19 protein-coding genes are annotated in these 22,868 nt (G+C 66.6%); 8 read left to right on the forward strand and 11 right to left on the reverse strand.

All coding sequences use genetic code 11. The features are described from left to right. Positions 1 to 17 precede the first annotated feature (17 nt). The 4 genes from glyS to mgtE all read right to left on the reverse strand — a co-directional run bounded on the left by glyS (position 18) and on the right by mgtE (position 5,526). A complete protein-coding gene (gene glyS / locus AAF481_12920; GenBank protein MEM7482070.1) occupies positions 18 to 2,150 on the reverse strand; it encodes a glycine--tRNA ligase subunit beta in 2,133 nt (710 codons plus the stop codon). Then, on the reverse strand, positions 2,137 to 3,051 hold the full coding sequence (locus tag AAF481_12925; GenBank protein MEM7482071.1) for a glycine--tRNA ligase subunit alpha: 915 nt from the start codon (positions 3,049 to 3,051) through the stop codon (positions 2,137 to 2,139). Before AAF481_12925 ends, glyS begins: the two co-directional genes overlap by 14 nt. A gap of 74 nt (positions 3,052 to 3,125) precedes the next feature. Beyond that, entirely contained in the window at positions 3,126 to 3,920 is a 795-nt protein-coding gene (gene recO / locus AAF481_12930; GenBank protein ID MEM7482072.1) for a DNA repair protein RecO, read from the reverse strand. Between the two features lie 217 nt (positions 3,921 to 4,137). Beyond that, positions 4,138 to 5,526: a magnesium transporter gene (gene mgtE / locus AAF481_12935; GenBank protein ID MEM7482073.1), complete on the reverse strand. Its 1,389-nt coding sequence runs from the start codon at positions 5,524 to 5,526 to the stop codon at positions 4,138 to 4,140. Between the two features lie 265 nt (positions 5,527 to 5,791). Here mgtE and AAF481_12940 point away from each other — a divergent pair, with 265 nt between their 5' ends. Then, positions 5,792 to 6,337 (forward strand): hypothetical protein, encoded by a 546-nt coding sequence (locus AAF481_12940; GenBank protein ID MEM7482074.1) that lies wholly within the window; start codon positions 5,792 to 5,794, stop codon positions 6,335 to 6,337. Next, positions 6,334 to 7,671, forward strand: a complete 1,338-nt coding sequence (locus AAF481_12945) for a hypothetical protein (protein ID MEM7482075.1) — start codon at positions 6,334 to 6,336, stop codon at positions 7,669 to 7,671. Before AAF481_12940 ends, AAF481_12945 begins: the two co-directional genes overlap by 4 nt. Before the next feature lie 19 nt (positions 7,672 to 7,690). Here the strand turns inward: AAF481_12945 and AAF481_12950 are convergent, their stop codons facing one another. Beyond that, positions 7,691 to 8,005: a hypothetical protein gene (locus tag AAF481_12950; GenBank protein MEM7482076.1), complete on the reverse strand. Its 315-nt coding sequence runs from the start codon at positions 8,003 to 8,005 to the stop codon at positions 7,691 to 7,693. 17 nt (positions 8,006 to 8,022) lie between these two features. Next, positions 8,023 to 8,919, reverse strand: coding sequence for a dienelactone hydrolase family protein (locus tag AAF481_12955; GenBank protein MEM7482077.1), 897 nt, complete (start codon positions 8,917 to 8,919; stop codon positions 8,023 to 8,025). Between the two features lie 277 nt (positions 8,920 to 9,196). Here AAF481_12955 and AAF481_12960 point away from each other — a divergent pair, with 277 nt between their 5' ends. Both AAF481_12960 and AAF481_12965 read left to right on the forward strand, forming a co-directional pair. After that, a complete protein-coding gene (locus AAF481_12960) occupies positions 9,197 to 9,859 on the forward strand; it encodes a 2-dehydro-3-deoxyphosphogluconate aldolase (GenBank protein ID MEM7482078.1) in 663 nt (220 codons plus the stop codon). A gap of 23 nt (positions 9,860 to 9,882) precedes the next feature. After that, positions 9,883 to 10,905 carry an FAD binding domain-containing protein gene (locus AAF481_12965; GenBank protein MEM7482079.1) on the forward strand — a complete coding sequence of 341 codons (1,023 nt, stop codon included), beginning with the start codon at positions 9,883 to 9,885 and terminating at the stop codon, positions 10,903 to 10,905. Here the strand turns inward: AAF481_12965 and AAF481_12970 are convergent. Together AAF481_12970 and AAF481_12975 are read right to left on the reverse strand one after the other, a co-directional pair. Then, positions 10,902 to 12,119 carry an ATP-grasp domain-containing protein gene (locus AAF481_12970; protein MEM7482080.1) on the reverse strand — a complete coding sequence of 406 codons (1,218 nt, stop codon included), beginning with the start codon at positions 12,117 to 12,119 and terminating at the stop codon, positions 10,902 to 10,904. The two genes, AAF481_12965 and AAF481_12970, sit on opposite strands and share 4 nt — an antisense overlap. A 23-nt stretch (positions 12,120 to 12,142) precedes the next feature. Then, on the reverse strand, positions 12,143 to 13,360 hold the full coding sequence (locus AAF481_12975) for a hypothetical protein (GenBank protein MEM7482081.1): 1,218 nt from the start codon (positions 13,358 to 13,360) through the stop codon (positions 12,143 to 12,145). Positions 13,361 to 13,486: 126 nt separating this feature from the next. On the opposite strand from AAF481_12975, the gene thiO reads away from it, so the two are divergent. From thiO to AAF481_12990, 3 genes are all read left to right on the forward strand, one after another. Further along, positions 13,487 to 14,590 carry a glycine oxidase ThiO gene (thiO, locus tag AAF481_12980; GenBank protein ID MEM7482082.1) on the forward strand — a complete coding sequence of 368 codons (1,104 nt, stop codon included), beginning with the start codon at positions 13,487 to 13,489 and terminating at the stop codon, positions 14,588 to 14,590. Positions 14,591 to 14,801: 211 nt separating this feature from the next. Next, positions 14,802 to 17,285, forward strand: coding sequence for a penicillin acylase family protein (locus AAF481_12985; GenBank protein MEM7482083.1), 2,484 nt, complete (start codon positions 14,802 to 14,804; stop codon positions 17,283 to 17,285). Between the two features lie 331 nt (positions 17,286 to 17,616). Further along, positions 17,617 to 19,101 (forward strand): S8 family serine peptidase, encoded by a 1,485-nt coding sequence (locus AAF481_12990; protein ID MEM7482084.1) that lies wholly within the window; start codon positions 17,617 to 17,619, stop codon positions 19,099 to 19,101. An 83-nt stretch (positions 19,102 to 19,184) separates the two neighbouring features. On the opposite strand, the gene cls is transcribed toward AAF481_12990, so the two are convergent. The 3 genes from cls to AAF481_13005 all read right to left on the reverse strand — a co-directional run bounded on the left by cls (position 19,185) and on the right by AAF481_13005 (position 22,501). Continuing rightward, a complete protein-coding gene (gene cls / locus AAF481_12995) occupies positions 19,185 to 20,642 on the reverse strand; it encodes a cardiolipin synthase (GenBank protein MEM7482085.1) in 1,458 nt (485 codons plus the stop codon). 316 nt (positions 20,643 to 20,958) lie between these two features. Next, the gene (locus AAF481_13000) at positions 20,959 to 21,996 is read right to left on the reverse strand and encodes a tetratricopeptide repeat protein (GenBank protein MEM7482086.1); all 1,038 of its coding nucleotides are present in this window, start codon (positions 21,994 to 21,996) and stop codon (positions 20,959 to 20,961) included. A 73-nt stretch (positions 21,997 to 22,069) separates the two neighbouring features. Next, a complete protein-coding gene (locus tag AAF481_13005) occupies positions 22,070 to 22,501 on the reverse strand; it encodes a helix-turn-helix transcriptional regulator (protein ID MEM7482087.1) in 432 nt (143 codons plus the stop codon). A 172-nt stretch (positions 22,502 to 22,673) separates the two neighbouring features. Here AAF481_13005 and AAF481_13010 point away from each other — a divergent pair. Then, a partial coding sequence (locus tag AAF481_13010; GenBank protein MEM7482088.1) for a hypothetical protein occupies positions 22,674 to 22,868 on the forward strand: 195 nt, incomplete at its 3' end.

Below are 22,868 nucleotides of genomic sequence, written 5' to 3' on the forward strand. Positions count from 1 at the left end.
TCCCTCGTACCGTGGAATCAGGATTCGTCCTCCTCGAAACGCGACCGATGCTCGGCGCGATCCACCACCACTTCCGTCAGCCGAGCGGTGCGCGAGATCACCCGATGGATGGCCTGCAGCAGGGCGATGCGGTTGCGCCGCCGGTCGCGGTCCTCGTCCATCACCAGCACCTCCACGAAGAATCGGTCGAGCACCTCCGCCAGATCGGCGATGCGCCGCAGGCCGCGCTCGTACTCCCCCGCCGCCGCCGCTTCCTCGATCTGCGAGCGCAGGGCCTGGAAGGCGTCGTGCAGGTCGCGCTCGGCGTCTTCGGCGAAGACTTCCGGATCGAGGGAGTACTCGTTGTGGTCCTTGACGATGTTGGCGATTCGCTTGGCGGCCAGCACCACCGACAGGAAGCCCTTCTCGTCGCGCACCCGGTGGAGCGCATCCACCCGCGCCTCGAGGTCCGGCAGATCGTTGCCGCCCACCGCCAGGGCCGCCTCGATCTCGTCGTAGGCGTAGCCCTTGAGACCGAGGAGGTAGCGGGTGCGATCGTGCAGAAAGGGGCGCAGATCCGACAGGATCTCTTCGCCGCTCCGCTCCAGGCGCTCACCGTAGAGCAGCGCCGCCCGCGCCGCCACCAGATCGAGGTCCAGAGGCAAGCGGCCCTCGAGGGTGATGCGCACGGCGCCCTGGGCCGCCCGCCGCAGACCGAAGGGATCGCGGCTGCCGGTGGGGATCAGCCCCAGGCCGAAGATGCCGACCAGCGAGTCGATGCGGTCCGCCAGGGCGGTGATCTTGCCGATCCGGCCGCGCGGCAGCGGATCGTCCGTCGAGGCCGGCAGGTATTGATCGTAGATCGCCTGCCACACCGCCCGGTCGACGCCTTCGAGGCGCGCGTAGAGGCCACCCATGATCCCCTGGAGGGAGGTGAATTCCTTGACCATCTCGCTCGGCAGGTCGGCTTTGAGAAGTCCCGCCGCCGTCACCGCCGCGTCGATCTCGCCCTGCCACCCGAGCTGTTCGCACAGCAGGCGCGACAGTTCCGCAATACGTTCCGCTTTGTCGGCGTAGGTGCCCAGGCGCTCGTGAAAGGTCAACCGGTCGAGGTCGCCGGCGCGGTCCGCCAGGCTGCGCTTGCGATCCTCGTCGAAGAAGAACCGGCCGTCCTCGAGCCGCGCCGCCACCACCCACTCGTTGCCCGCCCGCACCCGGCCGGCGGGATCGTCCGGCCGATCCATCACCGTCAGGTAGTACGGCAGCAGCGGACGCTCGGCGCCCTCTTCCTCCGCCTCGCCCTCGATGGTGAAGGCGCTCTGGTGATCCTTCAGGCTGGCGATCAAAACCTCCCGGGGCAGACCGAGGAAGCCTTCCGAGAAGGTGCCCTCCATCACTCCGGGGATCTCGCACATGGCGGTCAGCTTGTCGAGCAATTCGTCGTCCTCCACCAGCACGCCGCCGAGCGCCGCGGCGCGCTCGCGCATCTCCGCCAGCAGTATTTGGCGGCGCTCCTCGGGCAGCACCTCGATTCCGCGGCGGGAGAGCTTGCGGCGGTAGTCCGCGGCGCCCTTCACCGTGAAGGCATCCGGCGACAGCACCGGATGGCCTACCGTCTCGTCGCCGGCGGTGACGTCGAACAGATCGAAGGGCACCACCGCACCGGAAAAGGTCGACACGATGCCGTGCACCGGCCGCACCCAGGGTCCAGCGCCGTCGCCCCACCTCATGCTCTTCGGCCAGGACAAGCCGGCGAGCACCCGCGGCGCCAGCTCCGCCAGCACTTCGCCGGTATCGGAACCGACGGTCTTGACCGTCGCCGCCAGGTACTCGCCCTTGTCGGTGGTGGTCCGCTCCAGGGCATCCGCTTCGACACCGCAGCGCTTGGCAAAGCCGAGGGCGGCCTGGGTAGGTTCGCCGTCGTCGTCGAAGGCGATGCGGGCCGGCGGACCGATCATCTGCTCTTCGCGGTCCTCTTCGCGCTCCGGTAGGCCCTTCAAGACCACCACCAGCCGCCGCGGTGTGAAGCCCACGGAACTCGACGTCGGCGCCAGCCCGCGGGCCGTCAAGGCCTCGACCAGCCCCTCGACCAGCTCCGCCGTCGCCGGGGCGAGCATGCGCGCCGGGATCTCCTCGGCGCGCACTTCCAGCAGGTACTCACCTTTCGGCATGAGCCACCTCCTCCTCGCTCGTCGCCGGTGCCGGCAGCAACGGGTAGCCCAGGCGCTCGCGACTCGCTACGTATTCCTCAGCACAGGCCACCGCCAGGCGCCGCACCCGCCGGATGATGGCGACCCGCTCGGTCACCGAAACGGCGCCCCGGGCGTCGAGCACATTGAATAGGTGAGAGCACTTGAGGGCGCATTCGTAGGCCGGCAGCACCAGCCCGGCCTCCAGGCATCGGTTCGCCTCTCGCTCTTGGCCGTCGAACTGCTCGGAGAGGAACTTCACGTCCGCCAGCTCGAAGTAGTACTTCGACATCTCCAGCTCGTCCTGGTGCCGCACCTGGCCGTAGCGCACGCCGCCCTCCACCCAGCGGATGTCGTAGAGGCTGCGCGAGCGGGAGAGGAACATGGTGATGCGTTCCAAGCCGTAGGTGATCTCGGCGCTGATCGGCGCCAGCTCCAGGCCGCCGGCCTGCTGAAAGTAGGTGAACTGGGTGATCTCCATGCCGTCGAGCATCACCTGCCAGCCGACACCCCAGGCGCCCAAGGTCGGCGCTTCCCAGTTGTCCTCTTCGAAGCGCAGGTCGTGCACCGACAGGTCGATGCCCATCGCCTCCAGGCTCTTCACGTAGAGGGCCTGGATGTCCTTCGGCGAAGGCTTCAAGACCACCTGCATTTGATAGTGCTTGGCCAGCCGAAAGGGATTGTCGCCGTAGCGCCCGTCGGCCGGCCGCCGAGACGGCTGCACATAGGCCACCCGCCAAGGCTCCGGGCCGAGCACCCGCAGGAAGGTGTCCGGGTGCATCGTGCCGGCCCCGACCTCCAGGTCGTAGGGCTGTTGGAGAACACAACCCTGCTCGGCCCAGAACTCGGATAGGCGCAGGATCAGTTCTTGAAAAGTCTGCATCGCTCTTCCTCTCGCTTGATCGGCCCGCCGCTCGCCGAGCGATCGCGGCCTCGAAACACCGGGCGTCGGCTGCCCTAGCCGGCCGACGACCGGTGGCGATCATCGCCGCCTCGAAAAGCCAACGTCTGGCGGATCACTTCATAACTGCGCAGCTCGCGCTGCAGGAACCGGCGACGCACCTGAGCGCAGATTTTTTCCACCCGCCGCAGCGTTCCGGCCGACGGCGGGCGGGCCTCGGCCAAGTCCTCCAGGGGCACCTTCGCCAACAAGTGCAGGAACTCGATCACCGATGGATCGGCGATCAGCGAGTGGCCCGGGACTTCCTGCGCGCAAGGGCCGCAGAGGAGCGTGTCCCCACCGGCCGGCAGCACTGCGCCATCGGCCAAGGATCGCTCGCAGATCGGGCACTCCCAGGGCGCCGGAAAAATGCCGGACAGGCGCAACACCCAGGCCTCAAAATATCGCGCCGTAAGATTTCGGTCCACCCCTTTCGAAAGCGCTTCCACGGAGCTGTCCAGCAGCCGAAACCAGAGATCTCCGGGTTCGTCCTCCTGGGCGAATTCGAGCATGTGGTCGGCCAGGTAGCTGCCGATCAGCAGACCCTCCAGGTCGTTTTCCACCCCACTCGCCGGCCGCAGCAGATCCACTCCCCCGATCCGCACCAGTTCGCGGCCTTCCTTCTCGCGCCAGTCGAGGCGCACCTTGGCAAGGGGTTGGAGCACCCCGGCGAAGCGGCTATGGGGCCGCCGGGCGCCCTGCGCCACCCCGCGCTTCTTGCCGTGCTCGCGGCTCAGGAAAACCACGATGCGGTCGCGGTCCTGGAGGTCGAGCACCTCCAGGATGAGCGCTTCGTCGCGCTCAAAAGCCATTCGGGAAAATCCCCTGGGGTCCGAGGGGTCCGTGGGCCTTCTCGCTTCCGAGCGCCAACGGCCTAGGCGCCGCGCCCGAGCCCGAGAGGGCGAGGCGGCGGGACACCGTCCCGCCGAGGATGGGGGTGAGCCCATTGGGCGAGGGGGGCGCCCAGCCCCCCTGAAAACAAAGAAAGCAGATGTCGAAAGTTAACGTCGGCAGCTCTTTCGGCATCTGCTAACGGATCAAGAACTCGATCAGCAGGCCGGCAAAGCCGAAGTAGATCAAGATTCCGGTGATGTCGTTGCTGGTGGTCACCAGCGGGCCCGCGGCCACCGCCGGATCGATGCCGATGCGCTCGAAAAGCAGCGGGATCATGGCACCGCTCAAGGAGGCGAGCAGGATGGCCATGAACAGCGAGGCGCTGACCACCAGGGCGAAGTACGGGTTGCCGCCCTGAATCAGGCTGGCGGCGCCGGCCACCAGCAGCCCCGTCACCAGGCCGATCACCGCTCCGACGCGGATCTGCGACCAGAGGAACTTTCGAATACGCCCGGGACCTTCGGGAATGCCGCCGGTCGCCAGGCCGCGCACCGTGATCGTCGAGGTCTGAGTGCCAACGTTGCCCCCCATACCCATGATCAACGGCACGAAGGTGAGCAGGAACAAGGCTTCCGAGAAGCGCACCTGGAAGAAGGCCAGCAGCAAACCCGTCAACAGCAGGCCGCCGAGGTTGATCAGCAGCCAAGGCAAGCGAATTCTCGCCACCCGCAGGGCACGCTCCTGGTACAGCAGCTCACCTTCATTGGTGCCGACCATCTTGAGGAAATCTTCCGTCGCCTCTTCCTTGACGATGTCGACGATGTCGTCGACGGTGACAATACCGACCAGGCGGTTGCGGTCGTCGGTCACCGGAATGGCGAGCAGGTCGTAGCGCGCGGCGAGATGAGCCACTTCCTCTTGGTCCGTCGAAGTGGTGACCTTGATCAGGTCGCGCTGGGCGATGTCCCGCAGGCTCTTACCCGGCGCCGACAGGAGGAGCTGTCGCAGGGAGGTCACCCCGATCAGCTCGCCCTTTTCGTCGACGATATAGAGGTAGAAGATCATCTCGATCTCCTCCCCCTGATCCTGGATGGTGGCGATTGCCTCGCGCACCAAATTGGACTCCGGAAGCGAGAAGAATTCGCGGGTCATGATGCGGCCGGCCGAATCATCTTCGAAGGTGAGCTGCGACTGGACCTCCGTCACCCCTTCGAGGTCGACGATCTCGAGCACCCGCTCCTGGACCTCCGAGGGCAGCGACTCGACCACAAAGACGGCGTCGTCGACGGCGATCAGGTCGAGTACCCCGGCGACTTCGCTGGGGTCCATGCGCGACACCAAATCGGTGCGCAGGGAAGACTCGAGTTCCGTCAGCACCGAGCCCACACTGTCCGGATAATCGGCGACGGCGATGCGGAAGACCGACAGCCCCTCGCTCGGGGTCAAGCCGCGCAGCAGCATGCCCAAATCCTCCGGACGCACCTTGGCCAGCAGCTTGCTGATGCTGGAGCGCGCTCCTCGCCGCACAAAGCGGCGCAGCGTATCCGTGAGCACCTGATTCCGGCGCACCTCGACGGCTTCCATAGGCGGCGATCGTAGCACAGGAATCTCCGTCCAGAAGGGTCGATCGCATGCTGCTAACTCCTTTTTTTCGTGCGTCTTAGAAAGACTACTCGGGTGTCGTCTCGGGATTGTCCCGGGAGCGGTCCAGAGGACCGCATAACGCCCCCGCCGGCGTGGTCCGGGCGTGAGATGGTGTGGGCCTCCGCAGTGCTGAATTTCTCTCTGCGGACGCTGAAATAAAGACCTATCTCGTGACATTTTCAGCATTGGACCTATAATCACTCCCATGACAGCGGTCAATCTCGTTCTGGCGTGGAGCCAGATGCTGCGTACCCTGATGCGTGAGAAGAGACGCTCCGGGCGCTCGGTGGAGCAACAGCTCGGCTGGAGTTCCGGCTACCTGAGCCAGGTTCTCGGATCTGGATCTCCGGCCCTCAAGGTCTCCCATGTGCAAGACATTTTGGGAGCTCTCGAGGTGGCGCCGGAGGAGTTTTTCGCCCGCCTCTTCGGCCCGACAACCGTCGAACCCGCTCCTCTTCCAAGATCGGACGACGGCTTCCCGGCGGCAGCGGACGGCGGCGCGCCGCCACCTTCCCTCCGCCTCGAACAGATCGAGCAACTGGTGGACCGGCGTATCGCCGAGGAACGGGATCTTCGTCGGCAGGAGTTGGCGCGGGTGAAATCGCTGGTCGACCGAGCGCTTCAGCGCAGCCGCGACCGCAGCCCAGTCGACCTCGATCGGGTCCAGGCGCTGGTCGGCGAGGCCCTCACCACCGAACTGCGCCGCCTCGAAGCCGAGCGTGAACGGCCGCGCAAGAGGGGTGACCGTTGAGCATAGAATCCTGCCCGGCGGACCTGCTCGATCGCCTGGAGACCGGCGCCGCCGCTCCGGCCTCCCGACGGCGAGCGGTCCGCCACCTTCTCTCTCACTGTCCCGTCTGCCGCCGGCCACGCCCTGCGATAGGGGACAGCCTGCTGCTCGACGGCACCCGCGAAGGCGCCCAGGAGCCCCTGAACGAGTACCAGAGTGAACTGGACCGCGCCGTGGTGCGGATGTCCCGCGCCATCGTTCCGCAGATTCTTGGCCGCGATGAAGGCCTGGAACGAGCCCGACAACTCGTCACCTCCCTCGAACACCGACCGACCGAAGCGCGTCGTCTCGTCGGCGAGACCGATCCGCGCCTCGCTGGAGCCTTGGTCGACGTGTTGATCGCCCGCAGCCGCGACCTCCGCCGCGGTGAGCCGGCGCGCTCCTTCCAGTATGCCCAGTGGGCGGAATGGGCTTCGCGCCGTTCCGAGCAGATCGAAGTGCGGTGCCGCGGTCTCGGAGAGCTCGGTAACGCCCAGCGCATTCTGGGCGACTTGAACGCCGCCGAACGCTCTTTGGACGAGGCGCTGAGACTGGCTCGGCGACACCGGCTCGATCCCCTGGCCCGCGCCCACCTCTACTCCTTGCGAGCCTCCCTCGCCAACTACCAGCGGCGCTTCGTCGAAGCGGTGCGCTGGTTGCGCGCCGCGGCCCTCATCTACCATCACTATCAGGATCACGCCGGCAGCGCCCGTGCCTTGATCAAGCTGGGCTTCGTCGAAGCAGAGCGAGGTCGCACCGAAGCCGGCATCGCGGCGACGGCGAGAGCTCTACGTTCGGTCCTGGGGTTGGACGCTGCCACCCTGGAACTGCTCGCCACTCACAATCTGATTTACCTGACGGCGGAACTGGAGGAAGCGGCCGAGGCGGAGCACCTGCTCGATCGAGCGCGGCCGTTGATCGCCCGCCAGGCGGACGCCATCGACCGTCTGCGTTTCGATTGGCTCGGCGCTCGCATTCGTCGCGAACTCGGCGCAGCAGACGACGCGGCGGAGCGCCTTGAAGCGGTACGCCAGAGCTTTACCGAACACGAACTTCCCTACGAGGCCGCCCTCGTCGCCCTCGACCTCGCCGTCGCCTATCGCCAGCTCGACCGGTGGACGGATCTCACCCGCTTGCTTCGCCAGACCGCCGATCTGTTCGCGAATCTAGGAGTTCCCCGGGAATCTCTGACCGCCCTCGGCCTGCTCGCCGAGGCCGAGCAGGCGGTGAGCGGCGACCTTCTTCGACAGCTCATGAGCACAGTCCGAGCGGCCCGGCGGCGAGGGCCCGCTTTGGCCCTCGACCTCGAGAAGTAGCCGTGCGCCGAAAGACACCCTACCCGTCAGGGTCGAGATAGGGGCCGCAGTCCCCTTCGGCTCCGCTGGTCGAAGGATCGCCGCAGCCGTCGGCATCCGGTACCGGCGAACCTTGATCGTGCCGACGCAACCCCGGCTCCCCCTGCGGCGCTCGGCCCACGTCTTGCCGCGCCCGTCGCGTCGTCAACCAGTCGAAGACCTCCTGGACCCAGGCGAGGGAGCCCTGCGCCGGCTGTCCAAGGGCCTCTCGCCCTCCTGATGATCGGTCCGCATGGAGGGTGGCTCCCATCAGGAGCGCCATCAGAAGCAGGATCAAGATTCTTCGACGGTTCATGATGAGGAACCTTCCTTTCACTGTTCGGAATTCGGCCGGAGATATCGATCAAGCCAAGCTTTCGCTTGTCGCCAGGCGGCCTCGGCGCGCGATGCCGTCCGAAAGTTGAACACGTGGCCGGCGTCCTCGAGCACCACCAACTCAACGTCCCGATCCAGTTCCCGTAGCCGTTGCGCCAAGCGCCGAGACTCGCCGACCGGCGCGGAACGGTCCCGATCACCGTGGATCAAGAGGACCGGGGCCTCGATCCTTTCCGCTTGGCCGAGCGGTGAGGCCAGCGCCAACCGGCGAGCAAACTCGGCATCGTCATCGCCGACTCCGCTTCGTTGACGAAAGCGGCGCTCGATTTGACCGAACAACCAACCCCGGAAACCCGGCTCGTCGGACTGGGCGAGCCAGCCCACGAGGTCGGTGATCGGGTAATAGGCCACCACCGCCGCCGCTTCCGTGCGAGCGGCGATCAACAGGCTGTAGATGGCACCCTGTGAATATCCCATCCACCCGATGCGCGAAGGGTCGACCCGCCGATGCGCCGTCACCACCCGGTGCGCGGCGAGGGCATCCTCTTTTTGTTGCCAGGTGAAGATCGTTTCACCGTCGTCGCGCCGATAGTCGACCGCCACCGCCAGGTACCCGCTCGCCGCCAAGCTACGCAAGATGCCGCGCATCTCCTGGGCTCGATGACCGGCTTCCGGATGCACCACCACCGCCGGCAGCAGCCCGTCGCCGGCGGGCTCCACCCACTCCAGGCGGAGGGTCAAGTCACCGACCCGCCGCTCTTCCCGGGTCTCCACCAGGCCGGGCAAGGCGTCCCGCGGGTGAATCAGGTAGTGATTGCTGCAACCCAGGACGAACAGGCTGAGCACCGGCAGAATCGCCGGCAGGCCGCGTGATGGAGAGAAGAAACGAGTCACGTATCGCAGTACTTTCGACACTTTGGAACTGAAGCGTGCAACCCTCGGCTCGCCCAACCCGTCACCCCGGGTCGTTTCCCGATCGGGCAAGGGCTTCGCGGCTTCACGCTCCCTCTGTGGCAAGGAGCCGATCCGCGCCGGAGTTCCGGGGCGACGGTACTCCGGCGCGGACGTTTCGTTTCGACGTTAGCACGGCGCTTTGGCGAACCTCACTGCAGCGGCGCACCTCACTGCAGCGCCGTGCGTCCTCTGGGCTCGGCGGCTATACTCTCGCCCCATGAGCCCACCTTCCCCTGAGCGACTTGCCGACAGTACGATGCCGGAGGACTTCGTCGCCCGGGTCGGCAGCGAACGGGCGAGCGCCATTCTGCGCACGGATTCCGCCGAAACCGCCGAGTCGGCGATGGAGGCCGCCGTGCGAGGGGGTTTCCGGCTGGTCGAGTTCACCCTCACCATCCCCGGCGCCTTCGAGCTGATCCAGGAGTTTGCCCGGCGCGAGGGTATTGTCGCCGGTGCCGGTACGGTGCTGACCACCGAAGACGCGGAACGCGCGGTGGCCGCCGGGGCGAGCTTTCTGGTGTCGCCGGTGGTCGACGAAGCGGTGATTGGAGCCGCCGCCCGCCTCGGCGTGGCGGCGATGCCCGGAGCCCACACGCCGACGGAAATGCTGCGCGCCCACCGCGCCGGGGCGCAGCTCGTCAAGCTCTTTCCGTGCCCGGCCGGCGGTCCGGTGTGGCTGCGTTCGGTGCTCGGCCCGCTTCCCTTCCTCAAGGTGGTGCCGACCAACGGCGTGGATGCCGGCAACTTCCGGCAGTGGTTGGACGCGGGCGCCTGGGGTGCCGGTTTCGTGACCTCCCTGTTCGATCCCGAAGACCTCCGCACCGGCGCCTTCGATCGCATCGAGGAGCGCGCCCGGCAGATCCTCGCTGAGGTGGCGTGATGCAACTGAAGAGAACCGCCTAGATGCTGCGACTTCCCCCCTTCACCTTGCGCCGGCCGAGACGCCTCGCCGAGGCGGTCGAGATATTGGCCGAGGAAGGCGCCGCCGAAGGCCGTGCCCGGGCCGTCGCCGGCGGTACCGATTTGTGGCCGAACATGAAGCGGCGCCACCAGACCGCGGACGTCGTGGTGGCCCTCGGCGGCATCGCAAGGCTGGACACGATCCAAGCGAACGGCGACTTCACCCTCGGCGCCAACGCCACCTTGACGCAAGTGGCCGAGCATTCGCGGGTGGCGACCGACCTGCCGGCCCTCGCCAAGGCGATACGGTCGATCTCCTCTCCCCCGCTGCGCAACATGGGCACCCTCGGCGGCAACCTGTGCGTCGACACCCGCTGCACCTATTACAACCAAACGGAAGAATGGCGCCGCTCCATCGACTACTGCATGAAGGCCGAGGGCAGCGTGTGCTGGGTGGCGCCCAGTTCGCCCCGCTGCTGGGCGCACAGCGCTTCGGATTCGGCGCCGATGCTGGCCGCCCTGGGTGCGGAGGTGACCCTCTTCGGTCCGGACGGCGAGCGCACTCTGCCGGTGGAAAATCTGTTCCACGACGACGGCATGGAGTACCTATCCAAAGGCCCGGCGGAGCTGGTGACGGCGGTGCGGGTGCCGGGGGCCGCGGCGCGGCGCCGCTCGGCCTTTTGGAAACTGCGCCGGCGGGGCTCCATCGACTTCGCGGTGCTCTCCGTCGGTGCCTCCCTCGATCTCGACCAGGAGGGCGTGGTGCGCGACGCGCGGGTGTTCCTGGGGGCAGTGGCCTCCCGGCCGGTGGTGCCGGAGCAGACGGTGGCCGCCCTCGAGGGCGAGAAGCTCGACGCCGAGGTCATCGCCGAGGCGGCGGCCAAGGCGCGCAAACACGCCACCCCGATGGACAACACCGATTTTCAGGCCCAGTGGCGGGGCGCGATGGTGGGAAAGTACGTGGAAGCAGCACTCCGCGAATGCGCCGGCCTGCCGACCGAGCGGATGGAGCCGCCGGCGGCCTAGCGGGCAAAAATCTGCAGGTCCGTTCCGATGCGGTCGCCGATTTCGAGGGCCCGGCCGAGCACCGGATGGCGGGCGATGATCCAGCCGTCGGAGAGGAGCGACGCCTTCCAGTTGCGCCGCGGCGCGCCGACCGGCAGCAGCTCCACCGACACGATGTGGTCGCCGTAGCGCCCGAGAATCCCTTCCAATCCCTGGATGCGCTGAATCCGCCCCTCCCCCTGGGCGCGCTTGAACACCACGACGCTGTTGTAGCGCCGCCGCACCGGCTGGCTGAAGCGCCGCAGGGCCACCGCCTCAGCCCAGCCGCGGAACACGTCGATGTCGCAGGCGTAGTTCATCGTCTCGACGGAACGGCCGCCCGGTGGCCGGGCGCCGATCTCCCCGAACACCGCCTCGCCGGAGGGGGTCAGAAACCACTCCATGTGGGTGAAGCCGGTGCCGAAGCCGAGGGCCTGCAGCACCTGAGCACCCATTCGCCGGCCGCCGGCCAGCTCCGGCCGCTCGACGTTGCGTAGCCCCAGCGTCTGCGGGCTGATCCAGGGCACCGTGCGGGCGATCAGCGGCTTCGGCCGGTACCAGCCGATGTTGTAATAGGCGATGCGGCCGCCGATCGAGATGGTGTCGAAGGTGTACTCCTCCCCTTCGATGAACTCTTCGACGCTGACCTCCGGAATGTGGGTGAGCAGCTTCAGCACCTTGTCGAGGTCGCCGGAACTCTCTACCCGATGGGTGTCCGCCGAACCGGCGCCGGAAATGGGCTTGAGGATGGCCGGAAAGCCCAACCGCTCCACCGCTTCCCGGCAGGCCTGACTGCTGGTAGCGCGAAAGTGCCGTGGGGTGCGCACGCCCGCCGCATCGAGCACCGATTTCATCGCCTCTTTGTCGCGGAAGGGCACTGTCTGAGCCACCGTCATGCCCGGCACACCCAGCGCTTCGCGCAGCTTGGCGGCCAGCAGCATGCCCGGTTCCCACAGGCACTCGATGCGGTCGAAGGGCGCCTTGCGGTGGATCTCCCGCACCCGCCGCAGAAGGTCGTCTTCGTCCCACAGACTGGCGGTCTGGGTGTAACCGGAGAGCGCTCGTCTCGCCCGCTCCGGCAGCGCCGCCGCCGGCTGATCGCCAATGCCCCACACCCGAGCGCCGACCTCCGCCAAGGCCGCCGCGAAAAACGGCATCTCGCCGGGGAAACCAGGGGAGAAGAACAGGATGTTCATATCAGACGCTCCTCTTCCAAGGCCTAACCGAGTTCGACTCGAATGGTCGACACGATCCGGGCCAGCGCCTTCTCCACCACCGAGGTCTGCGGATGGCGCACGATGATGAACCCGTCCCCCTCGTAGGAGGACGAGGGCGCTTGGCCGGCGCGCGGTAGATTGTGGTCCACCACCAGCTCTCCAAGTTCCCGCTGCAATTCCCTCAGGCCGCGCACCGCCTTCACCCGGCCCCGGCCCTGGCCGCGCAGGAACGCGGCGCCGGCAGCGTAGCGGCGCTCCGGCGGCGCAAAGCGGTCGAAGATCATCAACCGCGCCCAGGCCTCGTAGAGATCGAAGCTGTGCGCCCAGGAGGTCAGCGGCGTCATCTGCGCTCCCGGCGGCCGGGCGCCGACTTCCGAAATGGCGATCCGGTCGCCGGCCAGCCGAAACCACTCCATGTGGCTCAAGCCGGTTTCCAGTCCCAGGGTTTTGACCGCCCGGAAGCCGACCCGCCGGATATCGTCGAAGCGCGGGTGATCGACCTCCCGCGGCAGCAGCACACACCACTGGATCCAGGGATTGCGCAGCACGTCGAGGGGGGTCGGCAGGTAGCGTGTCAGGGAACACCACACCGGCTCACCGCGCACGAAGACGCTCTCGAAGGAAAACTCCTCGCCGGTCAAGAACTCCTCCAACAGCGTCGGGCGAGCCGGCGAGGGCCGCAGCATGGCGAGGGCTTGATCGAGCGCCGGGCCATCGTCCAACCGATAGGTACCGGCCGCCCCGGCGCCGGCCGGTGGCTTGGCCACCAGCGGGAATCCGATCTCCGCGGCGAAGGCACGGGCGCTGGCCGCATCGCTCACCAGGCGGTGTCGAGCGCAGGGCAGACCGGCGTCCGACAGCACCTTCTTCATTCGGTCCTTGTCCCGGAAGTTTTTCGCTGCCTCCACCCCCAGGCCGGGAATACCCAGCGCCTCGCGCGCTTCGGCCAGCGGCACCTGTAGATGCTCCAAAACACCGATCATCCGCTCCGGTTGCCCGATCTGGCCCGCGAGGCCCCGTGCCGCATTCGCTAGGTGCCGCGGATCGAGGGCGTTGTCCACCCGCCAGTGGCCCGCGAGGCGCGGCCGGAGATCCGCCGGCAGTTGCTCCAGGGGTTGCTGGCTGACCAAACCCAGCCGCACATCCGGGCGGGCCGCCGCGCGCACAAAGCGGAGGGTAGTTTCGAGGAAGAACGGGGCGACGAAGACGACGCTGCGCATCGTCGGCACTCTATCCGAAGCCGCCCCAGGGAATCGACGCTTCCTTGGGGCAACCGCCTGCTAAAGTCCTGCGCTCGAGGCCATGCGAACCCACCTTCCCCCCTCCCCATCCGCGAAATCTTTCCCATGAGCGACGTCTTGATCGTCGGCGGCGGAGTCGTCGGCCTTTCGATCGCCTACGAGCTGTCTCAACGGGAGATCTCGGTCACCGTTGTCGAGCGCAGCGCGGCGGGAATGGAGGCGTCCTGGGCCGGCGCCGGCATCTTGAAGCCGGCGAGCCTCGAGGGCGCCGTGTCGCCAATGGACCGGCTCCGGGCCCACAGCCTGCAGCGCCTCGCCAAGTGGTCACCTCGGCTGCTCGCGGAAACCGGTATCGACAACGGCTATCGCCGGTGTGGCGGCTTTCGGGTGGCCCTGGAAGAGAGCGATGTCGAACCCCTGCGGCGCGCTGCCGAGCGTTGGCAGGCCGAAGGTATCGCCGTCGAAGAGTGGGACAGCACGACCCGCGATGCCCGTGAGCCGGCCCTGGCGGGCGACCTACCGCTGGTCTACCACCTGCCCGATGAAGCCCAACTGCGCAGTCCCTGGCACGTGCGTGCCCTGGCTGTCGCCTGTCGGCGACGCGGGGTCGAACTCCTCACCCGCCGGCCGGTGCGCGACTTTCGGATCGAAGGCGCGCGCATCGTGGCGGCCGATACCGCACACGGACCGCTCTCCGCAGACCGCTTCGTGGTGGCCGCCGGCGCCTGGACGCCGGAACTGTTCGCCGGCCTCGGCCAGCCCATAGCCGGCACGCCGGTGCGCGGCCAGATTGTCCTGCTCGATGCACCGGCGCCGCTCTTTCAGCGGGTAGTCTGGGCGGGATCCCGCTATCTCGTACCGCGGCCGGAGGGCAAGGTGCTGGTGGGCTCGACCCAAGAGGACGCCGGTTTCGATGCGCGGCCGACGGCGCGCGGCGTGACCGGTCTCCTGCACCTCGCCGCGCGGGTGGTCCCCGCCCTCGCCGAAGTGCCCTTCGAGCGCGCCTGGGCTGGCCTGCGCCCCGGTAGCCCGGACAGCCTACCGCTGATCGGACCGGTGCCTCGGTACGACAACTTGTTCGCCGCCTGCGGCCACTTTCGCTCCGGCTTCGACCTCTCCGCCGGCACCGCTCGGGTGATGGCGGAACTGCTCCTCGGCGAGGAGCCGGCGGTTCCGCTGACCGCCTTCCGGCCGGATCGCTTCGCCTAGCAGGTTCGGGCTCACCCCATCCACGGCGGGTTCGCCGCCGCCTCGTCGGGGGCGCCCTGCCCTTCGGGCTTAAGGCCCGCGATCCAACCCGTCCTTCGGACACTTTATATACAGATATTGAATATCTAGAATCTTCTACGTACAATGCTTGGAGAACCGCTTCGAAAACGGATTGAGTAACCGACACCCTCACACGCTGCCCGAGGCACCCATGCTCCCGAAACCCCTCACCGGCCGAACGTCTCGCTTTCTTCGCACTACCACCCTGGTCGCCGCCGTCGTCCTCGTGCCCATTCTGCTGGTGCTGCTGTGCGGTGGTCTGTGGTTCAACGGCCAACTCCGCGCCAGCCTGCCGCTGCTCGAGGGGAGCTTCTCTTCGGAGGTGCTCGACAGCCCGGTGACCATCGAGCGCGACGCCCTAGGCGTGCCGCGGCTACGCGGCGAGAACCGGCGGGATTTGGCCTATGCCCTGGGCTTCCTGCACGGCCAAGAGCGGTTTTTCCAGATGGACCTCCAGCGGCGCCAGGCGGCCGGCGAGCTGGCGGAGATCTTTGGACCGGCGGTGCTGCCGGTGGACCGCAGAGCCCGCATCCACCGCTTCCGCGACCGCGCCACACAGGTGCTCGGCCAGAGCCCGCCGCGCATCCGACGGCTGCTGGAGGCCTACGCCCAAGGAGTGAACGCCGGCCTCGGCCAGTTGGGATCGAGCCCGCCGGAGTATCACCTGCTGCGCCAGGGACCCCGCCCGTGGCAAGCGGAAGACTCGGTGTTGACCCTCTATGCGATGTTCGATCTGCTGCAGCGCTTCGGCATCGACGTGGAGGACGGCCTCGGCCTGATGCATCAGCGCTTGCCGCCGGCTCTGTTCGATTTCCTGGCCAGCCAGGGCAGCGCCTGGGACGCGCCGCTCGTCGGCGAAGCCTTCACGGTACCGGAGATCCCCACCGCCGAGGCTCTGCTGCCGGGCGCCCCGCCGGCGCTGCCCGAGCCGGAACTCCCCGAGGACGAGGTCAAGGCGGCGCGCTTCACGCCGGAGAACCGAGCAGACTACGGCCTGGCCGTTGCCGGATCGAACGCCTGGGTGATGACCGGCGAGCGCAGTGAGCACGGCGTGGCTCTTCTCGCCAACGACATGCACCTGCCTCTCGCCATGCCCAACATCTGGTACCGGGCGCGCCTCGAATGGCCCGGCCACGAGGTTACCGGCGGCACCCTGCCGGGCGCCCCGCTGGTGGTGATCGGCAGCAACGGCAAAGTCGCCTGGGGTTTCACCAACAGCCGCGCCGACACCAGCGACGTGGTGCTCCTCGATCTCGATCCGGACGATCCCGGCGCCTACCTCACTCCGCAAGGCTCCCGCCGCTTCGATCGGGCGACGGAGGTGATCGCCTCGCAGGGCGGTCGCGAGGAGCGGCTGGAAGTGCTGTCGACGGTATGGGGGCCGGTGATCGACGACGGTCCGGACGGCCGGCGGCGCGCCCTCCGCTGGATCGCCCACGATGTGGAAGCGGTGGGCTTCGGCTTGATCGGCATGGAGTCCGCCGCCACCGTCGAGGAGGCGATCGCGGTGGCGACCGAGAGCGGCCTGCCGGCCCAGAACATCCTCCTCGCCGGTGCCGACGGCACCATCGGCTGGACCATCGCCGGCCGACTGCCCCAGCGAGTCGGCCACGACGGCCAGGTACCGGTCTCCTGGTCCGACGGCACCGCCCGCTGGGACGGCCTGGTGCCGCCGGAGGAAACGCCACGCATCGTCAACCCGCCCGGCGGCCAACTGTGGAGCGCCAACAACCGCATGGTCGACGGCCCGGACTTGAGGCTGATCGGCAACGGCGGCTACGTGACCGGCGCCCGGGCGGGCATCATCCGGGACCGGCTCACCGCCCTCGACCGCGCCGACGAGCAGGATCTGTTGGCCGTTCAGCTCGATACCGACGCCCGCTTCCTCACCCGCTGGCGGGATCTCCTGCTGGCCGAACTCGATGCCTCGGCCCTCGAAGGCAATCCCCGCCGGCAGGAGTTCCGGGCGCTGATCGAGCCCTGGGAAGGCCGCGCCGAGGTCGGCTCCACCTCCTACCGCCTGGTGCGGGGCGCGCGGCAGTTTCTGGTCACCGACTTGCTCCAACACCTGACGGCGCCGGCCTCCGAAGACGACCCGACCTGGGCCTACCTGAATGCCCTACCGCGGGTAGAGGGTCCCATTTGGCGTCTGGTGACGGAACGGCCGGACCATTTGCTCAACCCCGAATACGCCACCTGGCGGGAGCAGATTCTAGCCACCGTCGACCAACTCCTGGGCTACTACGAGGAGGCCGGCATTCCCCTCGACAGCCTCACCTGGGGCGGATTCAACCAGGTCACCCTGCACCACCCGCTCACCCTCGGCGTGCCGTGGCTCGGCCGATGGCTGAACCCACCGGTGGAGGCGCTGCCGGGAGACTTCAACATGCCCCGCGTTCAGCAGCCCGGATACGGCGCGTCGCAGCGCATGGTGGTCGCCCCGGGGCGCGAAGAAGAGGGCATTTTTCACATGCCCGGCGGCCAGAGCGGCCACCTACTTTCGCCGCACTACGGAGACGCCCACGAGGCTTGGGAAAGCGGTGAGGCGACGCCCTTCCTACCCGGCCCGTCGGTCCACACCCTGCGCCTCGAGCCGCAGGACCGGTCCTCTTTACCGGTCACCGCTAGGCCCTAAGACCAACGCCCAGAGGCCAGGCCTTGATCAACGCACTTACTTGAGAAATGCACATGTTTGAATTAATATAAATCCATGATCCGGTGCGGCTTCGCACCGTGGCGGCTCAGGGCGATTTCTCGTCACGGTTCAGCCAGCTACAGGCACCAAGAATGCAGAGATGCAAATACTCACTAATTCCTACTTATGGATGTTTCGGAGTTCAAGTTTGCGCCCTCCTGTGCGCCGTGTTCCCGAGGAAGGCCTTGACCGGGGATTCTCCACGGCATGCCCGAGACTTGACCTCTAGTAGCCATCTAGATCGACCACCCAACCCCTAGGAGATTATGAGATGAGTCGTAAACTGTTCTGTTGTCTCACGCTACTCGCCGTTCTCGCGGTGCCCATGTCGGCGTCCGCCGTCGGCGGAACGAAGGTGCTGGCGGAAAACGACTATCTGGTGACTTTCGAAGTCGGCCAGGTCAAGGGCGAACGCGCCCGCGCCATCATCGAAGAGGCCGGCGGCACGGTCACCCGCGACCACCTGGAGATCGGCCTGATGGCCGTTCACTCCCTCGATCCGGATTTCGCGCCGCGGCTGAAGGCCCATAACGCCGTACAGTCGGTTCAGAAGGACATCTGGATCCGCCCGGACCAGACCGCCGTCAAGGCGCCCCTCGTCGGCGAGGATCTCAACGCCGTCATCGGCTGGGGCCGCGACCAGGCGGTCGCCCGTTACAACGCTCAGCGCAACTCCCTGCGCGCCGGCACCGCCAGTGCGCGCACCCTGGTGACCGACCCGTCCCTCGCGGCATTCTGGCCATTCTTCAACTGGAGCTATCTTCAGATGGACACGCCGGGCGCCTGGGCCACCGGCGCTCTAGGCGTTCCGGAAGTGGTGACGGCGATCCTCGACACCGGCGTAGACTACACCCACATCGACATCGAAGGGACCGTCGACCTCGAGAAGAGTGTCTCCTTTATGATCGAGGAGAATTCGGAGATCGAGAACCTCTTCCCCGGCGCCCTGCCGATCGCCGACCGGCACTTCCACGGCACCTTGGTGGCCGGCACCATCGCCTGCAACGCCATCGGCAGCCCGTGCGTGGCTCCCAACTCGACGACGGTGATGGTCAAAGTGGTCGACAAGAATCTCCAGTCCTCCATCGGCCGCATGATCGCTGGCATTCTCTACGCCAGCCACATTCGCGCCGACATCATCGCCATTCCCTACCATTTCTACCCGCACCTCAGCCTGGACAATCCGGAAGATCGCCTGGCGACCTTCCTGCTGCGCCTTGCGGTGGGCTATGCCAAGCTCCGCGGTGCCTTCGTCGTCGCCGAAGCCGGCGTCGACCCCAACATGCCCTTCCGTGAGGGCATCGACGCCGATGCCGACGGCAACGACCGCATCCTGCCGGCCCAGGCCGGCGCCATCGGCGTCTCCGGCACCGCCGTGGGTAACCGCTTCGGCAACTTCAACAACTACGGCTTCACCATCGTCGACATCGCCGCTCCGGGCGGCGAGTTCCCCTTCACCGCCGAGCTGACCACCGCGATCTGGGGCCCCTGCAGCCGCTTCACCCGCTTCGTCGAGGCCCTCGATGCCACCTGCATCACCGGCGGCCCGGGCTGGGTCAACGGCGCGGGAACCCTCGGCGCCACCGCCAACGTGGCGGGCATCGCGGCGCTCGTGGACTCGCTGCACGGCGGCAACCTGCGCGGCTGGCAGATCTGGCGCCAGATCCGCGACACCGCCGACGACCTCGGCGACCCGGGGCGTGACCCGTTCTTCGGCTACGGCCAGGTGAACGCCCGCCGCGCTGTCACCGAGTAGCCAACTCGGCAGTTCGGCAGTCGAAGGATCTGAGCGGAGCGCTTCGGCGCTCCGCTCTTCGTTGGTCCAAAAGAAAAGTGAAGTTACAAGATGGGCGCCAGGAGCCGGGTACCCTGGGCCGCCAAGCGGAACCAGAAGGACTTCTCCAAGAGATCCTTCTCGGTCACCCGGGTCGAGCGCTCAAAGTCGGCCTCCAGCATCTCCTCCACTTCGCGGCAAAAAGTCTCGTCGTGCGCCAGGCAGGTCACCTCGAAGTTGAGCCGAAAGGAGCGATTGTCGAAGTTCGCCGAGCCCACTCCGGCATAGGCGTGATCCACCAGCACTACCTTCTGGTGCATGAAACCCTCGTCGTACAGGTAGACCTCGACCCCCACCCGCTCGATCTCCGAGAGAGACACGTAGGGCACCCACTTGAAGAGCAGGGAGTCGCTGTTGCGAGGCATCAAAATGCGCACTTCCACCCCGCGCAGAGCCGCCGTCTGCAATGCGCCGAGGATGCGGCCGTCGGGCACGAAGTAGGGCGAGGCAATCCAGATGCGCTCCTCCGCCGCGTCGATTGCCTGGGCGTAGAGCAGGCCGCAGGTTTCCAGCCGATCCGCCGGTCCGGAAGCGAGGATGAGGGCATGCTGATCCCGTTCGCTCACCTGTAGATCCCAACTCACCGCCGGCGCGTGACCCTGCCCGTAGTACCAGTCGCGGACGAAGGAATACTGCAGCCCGACCACCGCCGGTCCCTCGACCCGCAGATGGGTATCCCGCCATGGGCTCAGGCGCGGATCATGGCCGAGGTACTCATCCCCCACATTCAGCCCGCCGACCAATCCCACCCGGCCGTCGGCCACGACGATCTTGCGGTGGTTGCGGAAATTCAGCCGAAAGCGCCCCAGCCAGCTTCGCTCGCCGCTGAAAGCGGAAACCTGCGCACCGGCGTCGCGCAGCTCCCGCAGGAAAGCCCCCGGCAGGGCATGGCTTCCCACTTCGTCGTACAGGAAGTACACCCGGACACCTCGCTCGGCGGCGGCCCTCAGGCGAGCTTTGAAAGCCCGGCCGACCTGGTCATCGTGGACGATGTAGAACTGGACCAGCAGGTACTCCTCCGCCCCGTCAATGGTTTCGAACAGGGATTCGAAGGTCGCTTCGCCGTCCACCAACAGGCGCAGCGCATTGCCCTTCAGAACGGGCAGGCGGGCGAGCTGAGCGAAGCCCCGCAGCTCCGTTTCGGTGCGCGGATCGTCCGCCGCCTCCGGCGGTACGGCCCAGGGCGACAGGGCTTGCTGGATTTGGTCGAGATTTTTCTCCACTTCATCGTCAAAAACGCGCAGTGCCTCTACGTAGTCCTCGAAATGGGAACGACCGAAGACCCAATAGAGCGGCAGCGCCAGGGTCGGCATCAACACCAGGGCCAGCGCCCAGGCGCTGGCACCCTGCGGTGTTCTCGCCTTCATCACCGCATCGATCGCGCTCAGGGCACCGAAGACATGAAGCAGCGGGAGCCCGACGGCGACCCACCAGCCGGCCCAAGTCGTCCAGTTCGCGAGCACCTACGGCAGGCTCCGGGAGAGGCTCGGCCGCAGTGGTTTGCGGCCACACCGATGAGGGAATTTCATGGAGGCGGCAGAATAGCAGGGCGTACACGCATCCAGTGCCGCCCCCAAAAAACACGGCCGAAACCGGGGGACCTCGAGGCCGTCAAATCCTTTGGACAGCACAACTTGCTCGCGACCGAGTGTCCCGGGTGGCATGATGCGAGGGACTGTGGCCTGGGGGGCCATGGAGGCCCTGCCGGGACCTCGGCAAGGAGGCGTGAGCTATGTGGGAGTTGATTCTGAAGTGGTTGGGGTTAGGCTCGGACTCCAATCAGGACACACAAGGGTCAGGCGACAACGAGCAGGGCTCGGGTTGGGATCCAAACGGGTAGAGATATCCCCTAAGGTCATTTCGAACCTGCCTGAGAGGAGTCAAGAACTTCTCCTCTCGGGCTTCCTTCGGCCGGAAGCTAGCGAGGGCGCAAAGGGCCACAAGAAGTTCGGGTCCAACCATAAGCCTCGAACAAAGGGAGCTTGCGCGTTTAGCTCCTTCGATTGCTCGGCCTAGATCTCCAAGTTCGACATTGGCTTCGACCAAGTCGAGTTCGAGAATCGCCCGGTCCAAGCAGCCGGCGTCAGAACCTTGAAGTTGCCGAGCCTCTTCGTAGGCCAAGCTAGCAGAGTGCCAGCGACGTTCTCCGGCCATCAGCCGGCCCTTCAACCAAAGTCTTAGCCACCTGCCCTTTGCACCACCTAGTTTGCAGTACGCATCGTCCGAGACGCTTTCAAACACGCTCCAGGCTTGTTTGAAGTCTCCTAGACTCAAGAGCATGTCTGCGAGGTTGTGGAGGGTCATGAGCAAGAGCAGCAAATCCCGCTCCCCTTCAAGAAGGTTCATGGCCTCGGTCAGCGTCTCAATGGCCTCCTTGGTTCGCCCCTGAATCTCCTGAATGTAGGCCCTCTGCACCTTGAGCTTGCCCAAGTCGTGACGTGATCCCCACCGCGCGGTGAGCGCTTCGGCCTCACGCAGCCTTGCCTCGGCGGCGGCAAGCTGACGCACATCGGTCAGATACGAAGCGTAGAGCGAAGCCACCTCCGCCTGAATCAGCGGCGCCGCGCCCTCCGCTAGGAATTCCGCCTCGCGTAGCAATTCGCCGGCGCGCTCAAAGTCGCGCAGTACTCGGTGGGCGTTGCCCAGGTTGGCAAGGCATTGCGGCAGCAAGTCCTTTGCCCCGGAGGTCGGCAGGCGGCGCGCGGCGAGGACCGCGAGATGGCACCAGTTGCGCGCCTGCTCCGGGTCCTTCGAGCGCAAGGCGAAGGCCTCACGCAACACCGCCGCCACCAGCCGCTCATCCACCGCGGCCTTCAAGATCAGGCGGCGCTGCTCACCGTAGTCACACCCCATCAAATCTTCTGCTCTGACCATCCGCTCCTCGATGGTTCTACTGCCGGCCGTCGCCAGCCTGGCGCTCTGCCGCATCCTCAGCGATGCCCTCGGCAACGCTGTCCGCCGCCTCGTGCAGGGCCTTCGCGATCGTGCGGGCAGCGTTGTCCGTGGCCCGTTTCACCCGACTACGGAGATTGGCGGAGATCGCCTCGGCGGAGTCACCCACCGGTACCCCGAAACGTTCCTCCAGCAACTCGCGGGTGCTCTCCAGCTTTCCTTCGTGGCCCAAGGCACACGCCAAATCGAGCCAGTCGCAACCGAGCGCCGTGAGGATCCGCTGAAGATTCTCGACGGTGGGATTCGACTCCCCGCGTTCGATGTGGCTAATGGCTCCGGGACTCACTCCGGCCTGCTGGGCGATGAATTTCTGGGAAATGCCGCGGGACTTCCGTAGATCTCGCAGCGCCTGGGAAAGATCAGCTTTCATTAGATTCTCTCTCACTTAGCTATCAGTATGTAGTTCAAGCGCACTCCTGTCAAGAAATGATTTCAGATCATTTTCTCCTTGACAAGTGATCAAGTCTCATCTATGGTTTCGCAAAATCAGTGATCGTTCGAACTCGCTAGTGCGAACGGAAACAACTATTCAAGGAGCTTCCATGTACCGCCTCACCCACTCTGACCTCCCGAATCCCCCGCCGGAGCCGACGGTCCTGGAGCCGGCCCGCTACTTCCAGTTCCTGTGGCAAAGCGGCCTGGCGGCGTTGCCCGGCCCCGGGGATTTCCCGGACTACCTGACGCCTGGGCGCATCCAGGAGACCCTTTCGCGCGGCTACGAGGGCCTGGTGGGGTCA

It is taken from the genome of Acidobacteriota bacterium, assembly GCA_039030395.1.
Taxonomy (GTDB): Bacteria; Acidobacteriota; Thermoanaerobaculia; order Multivoradales; family JBCCEF01; genus JBCCEF01.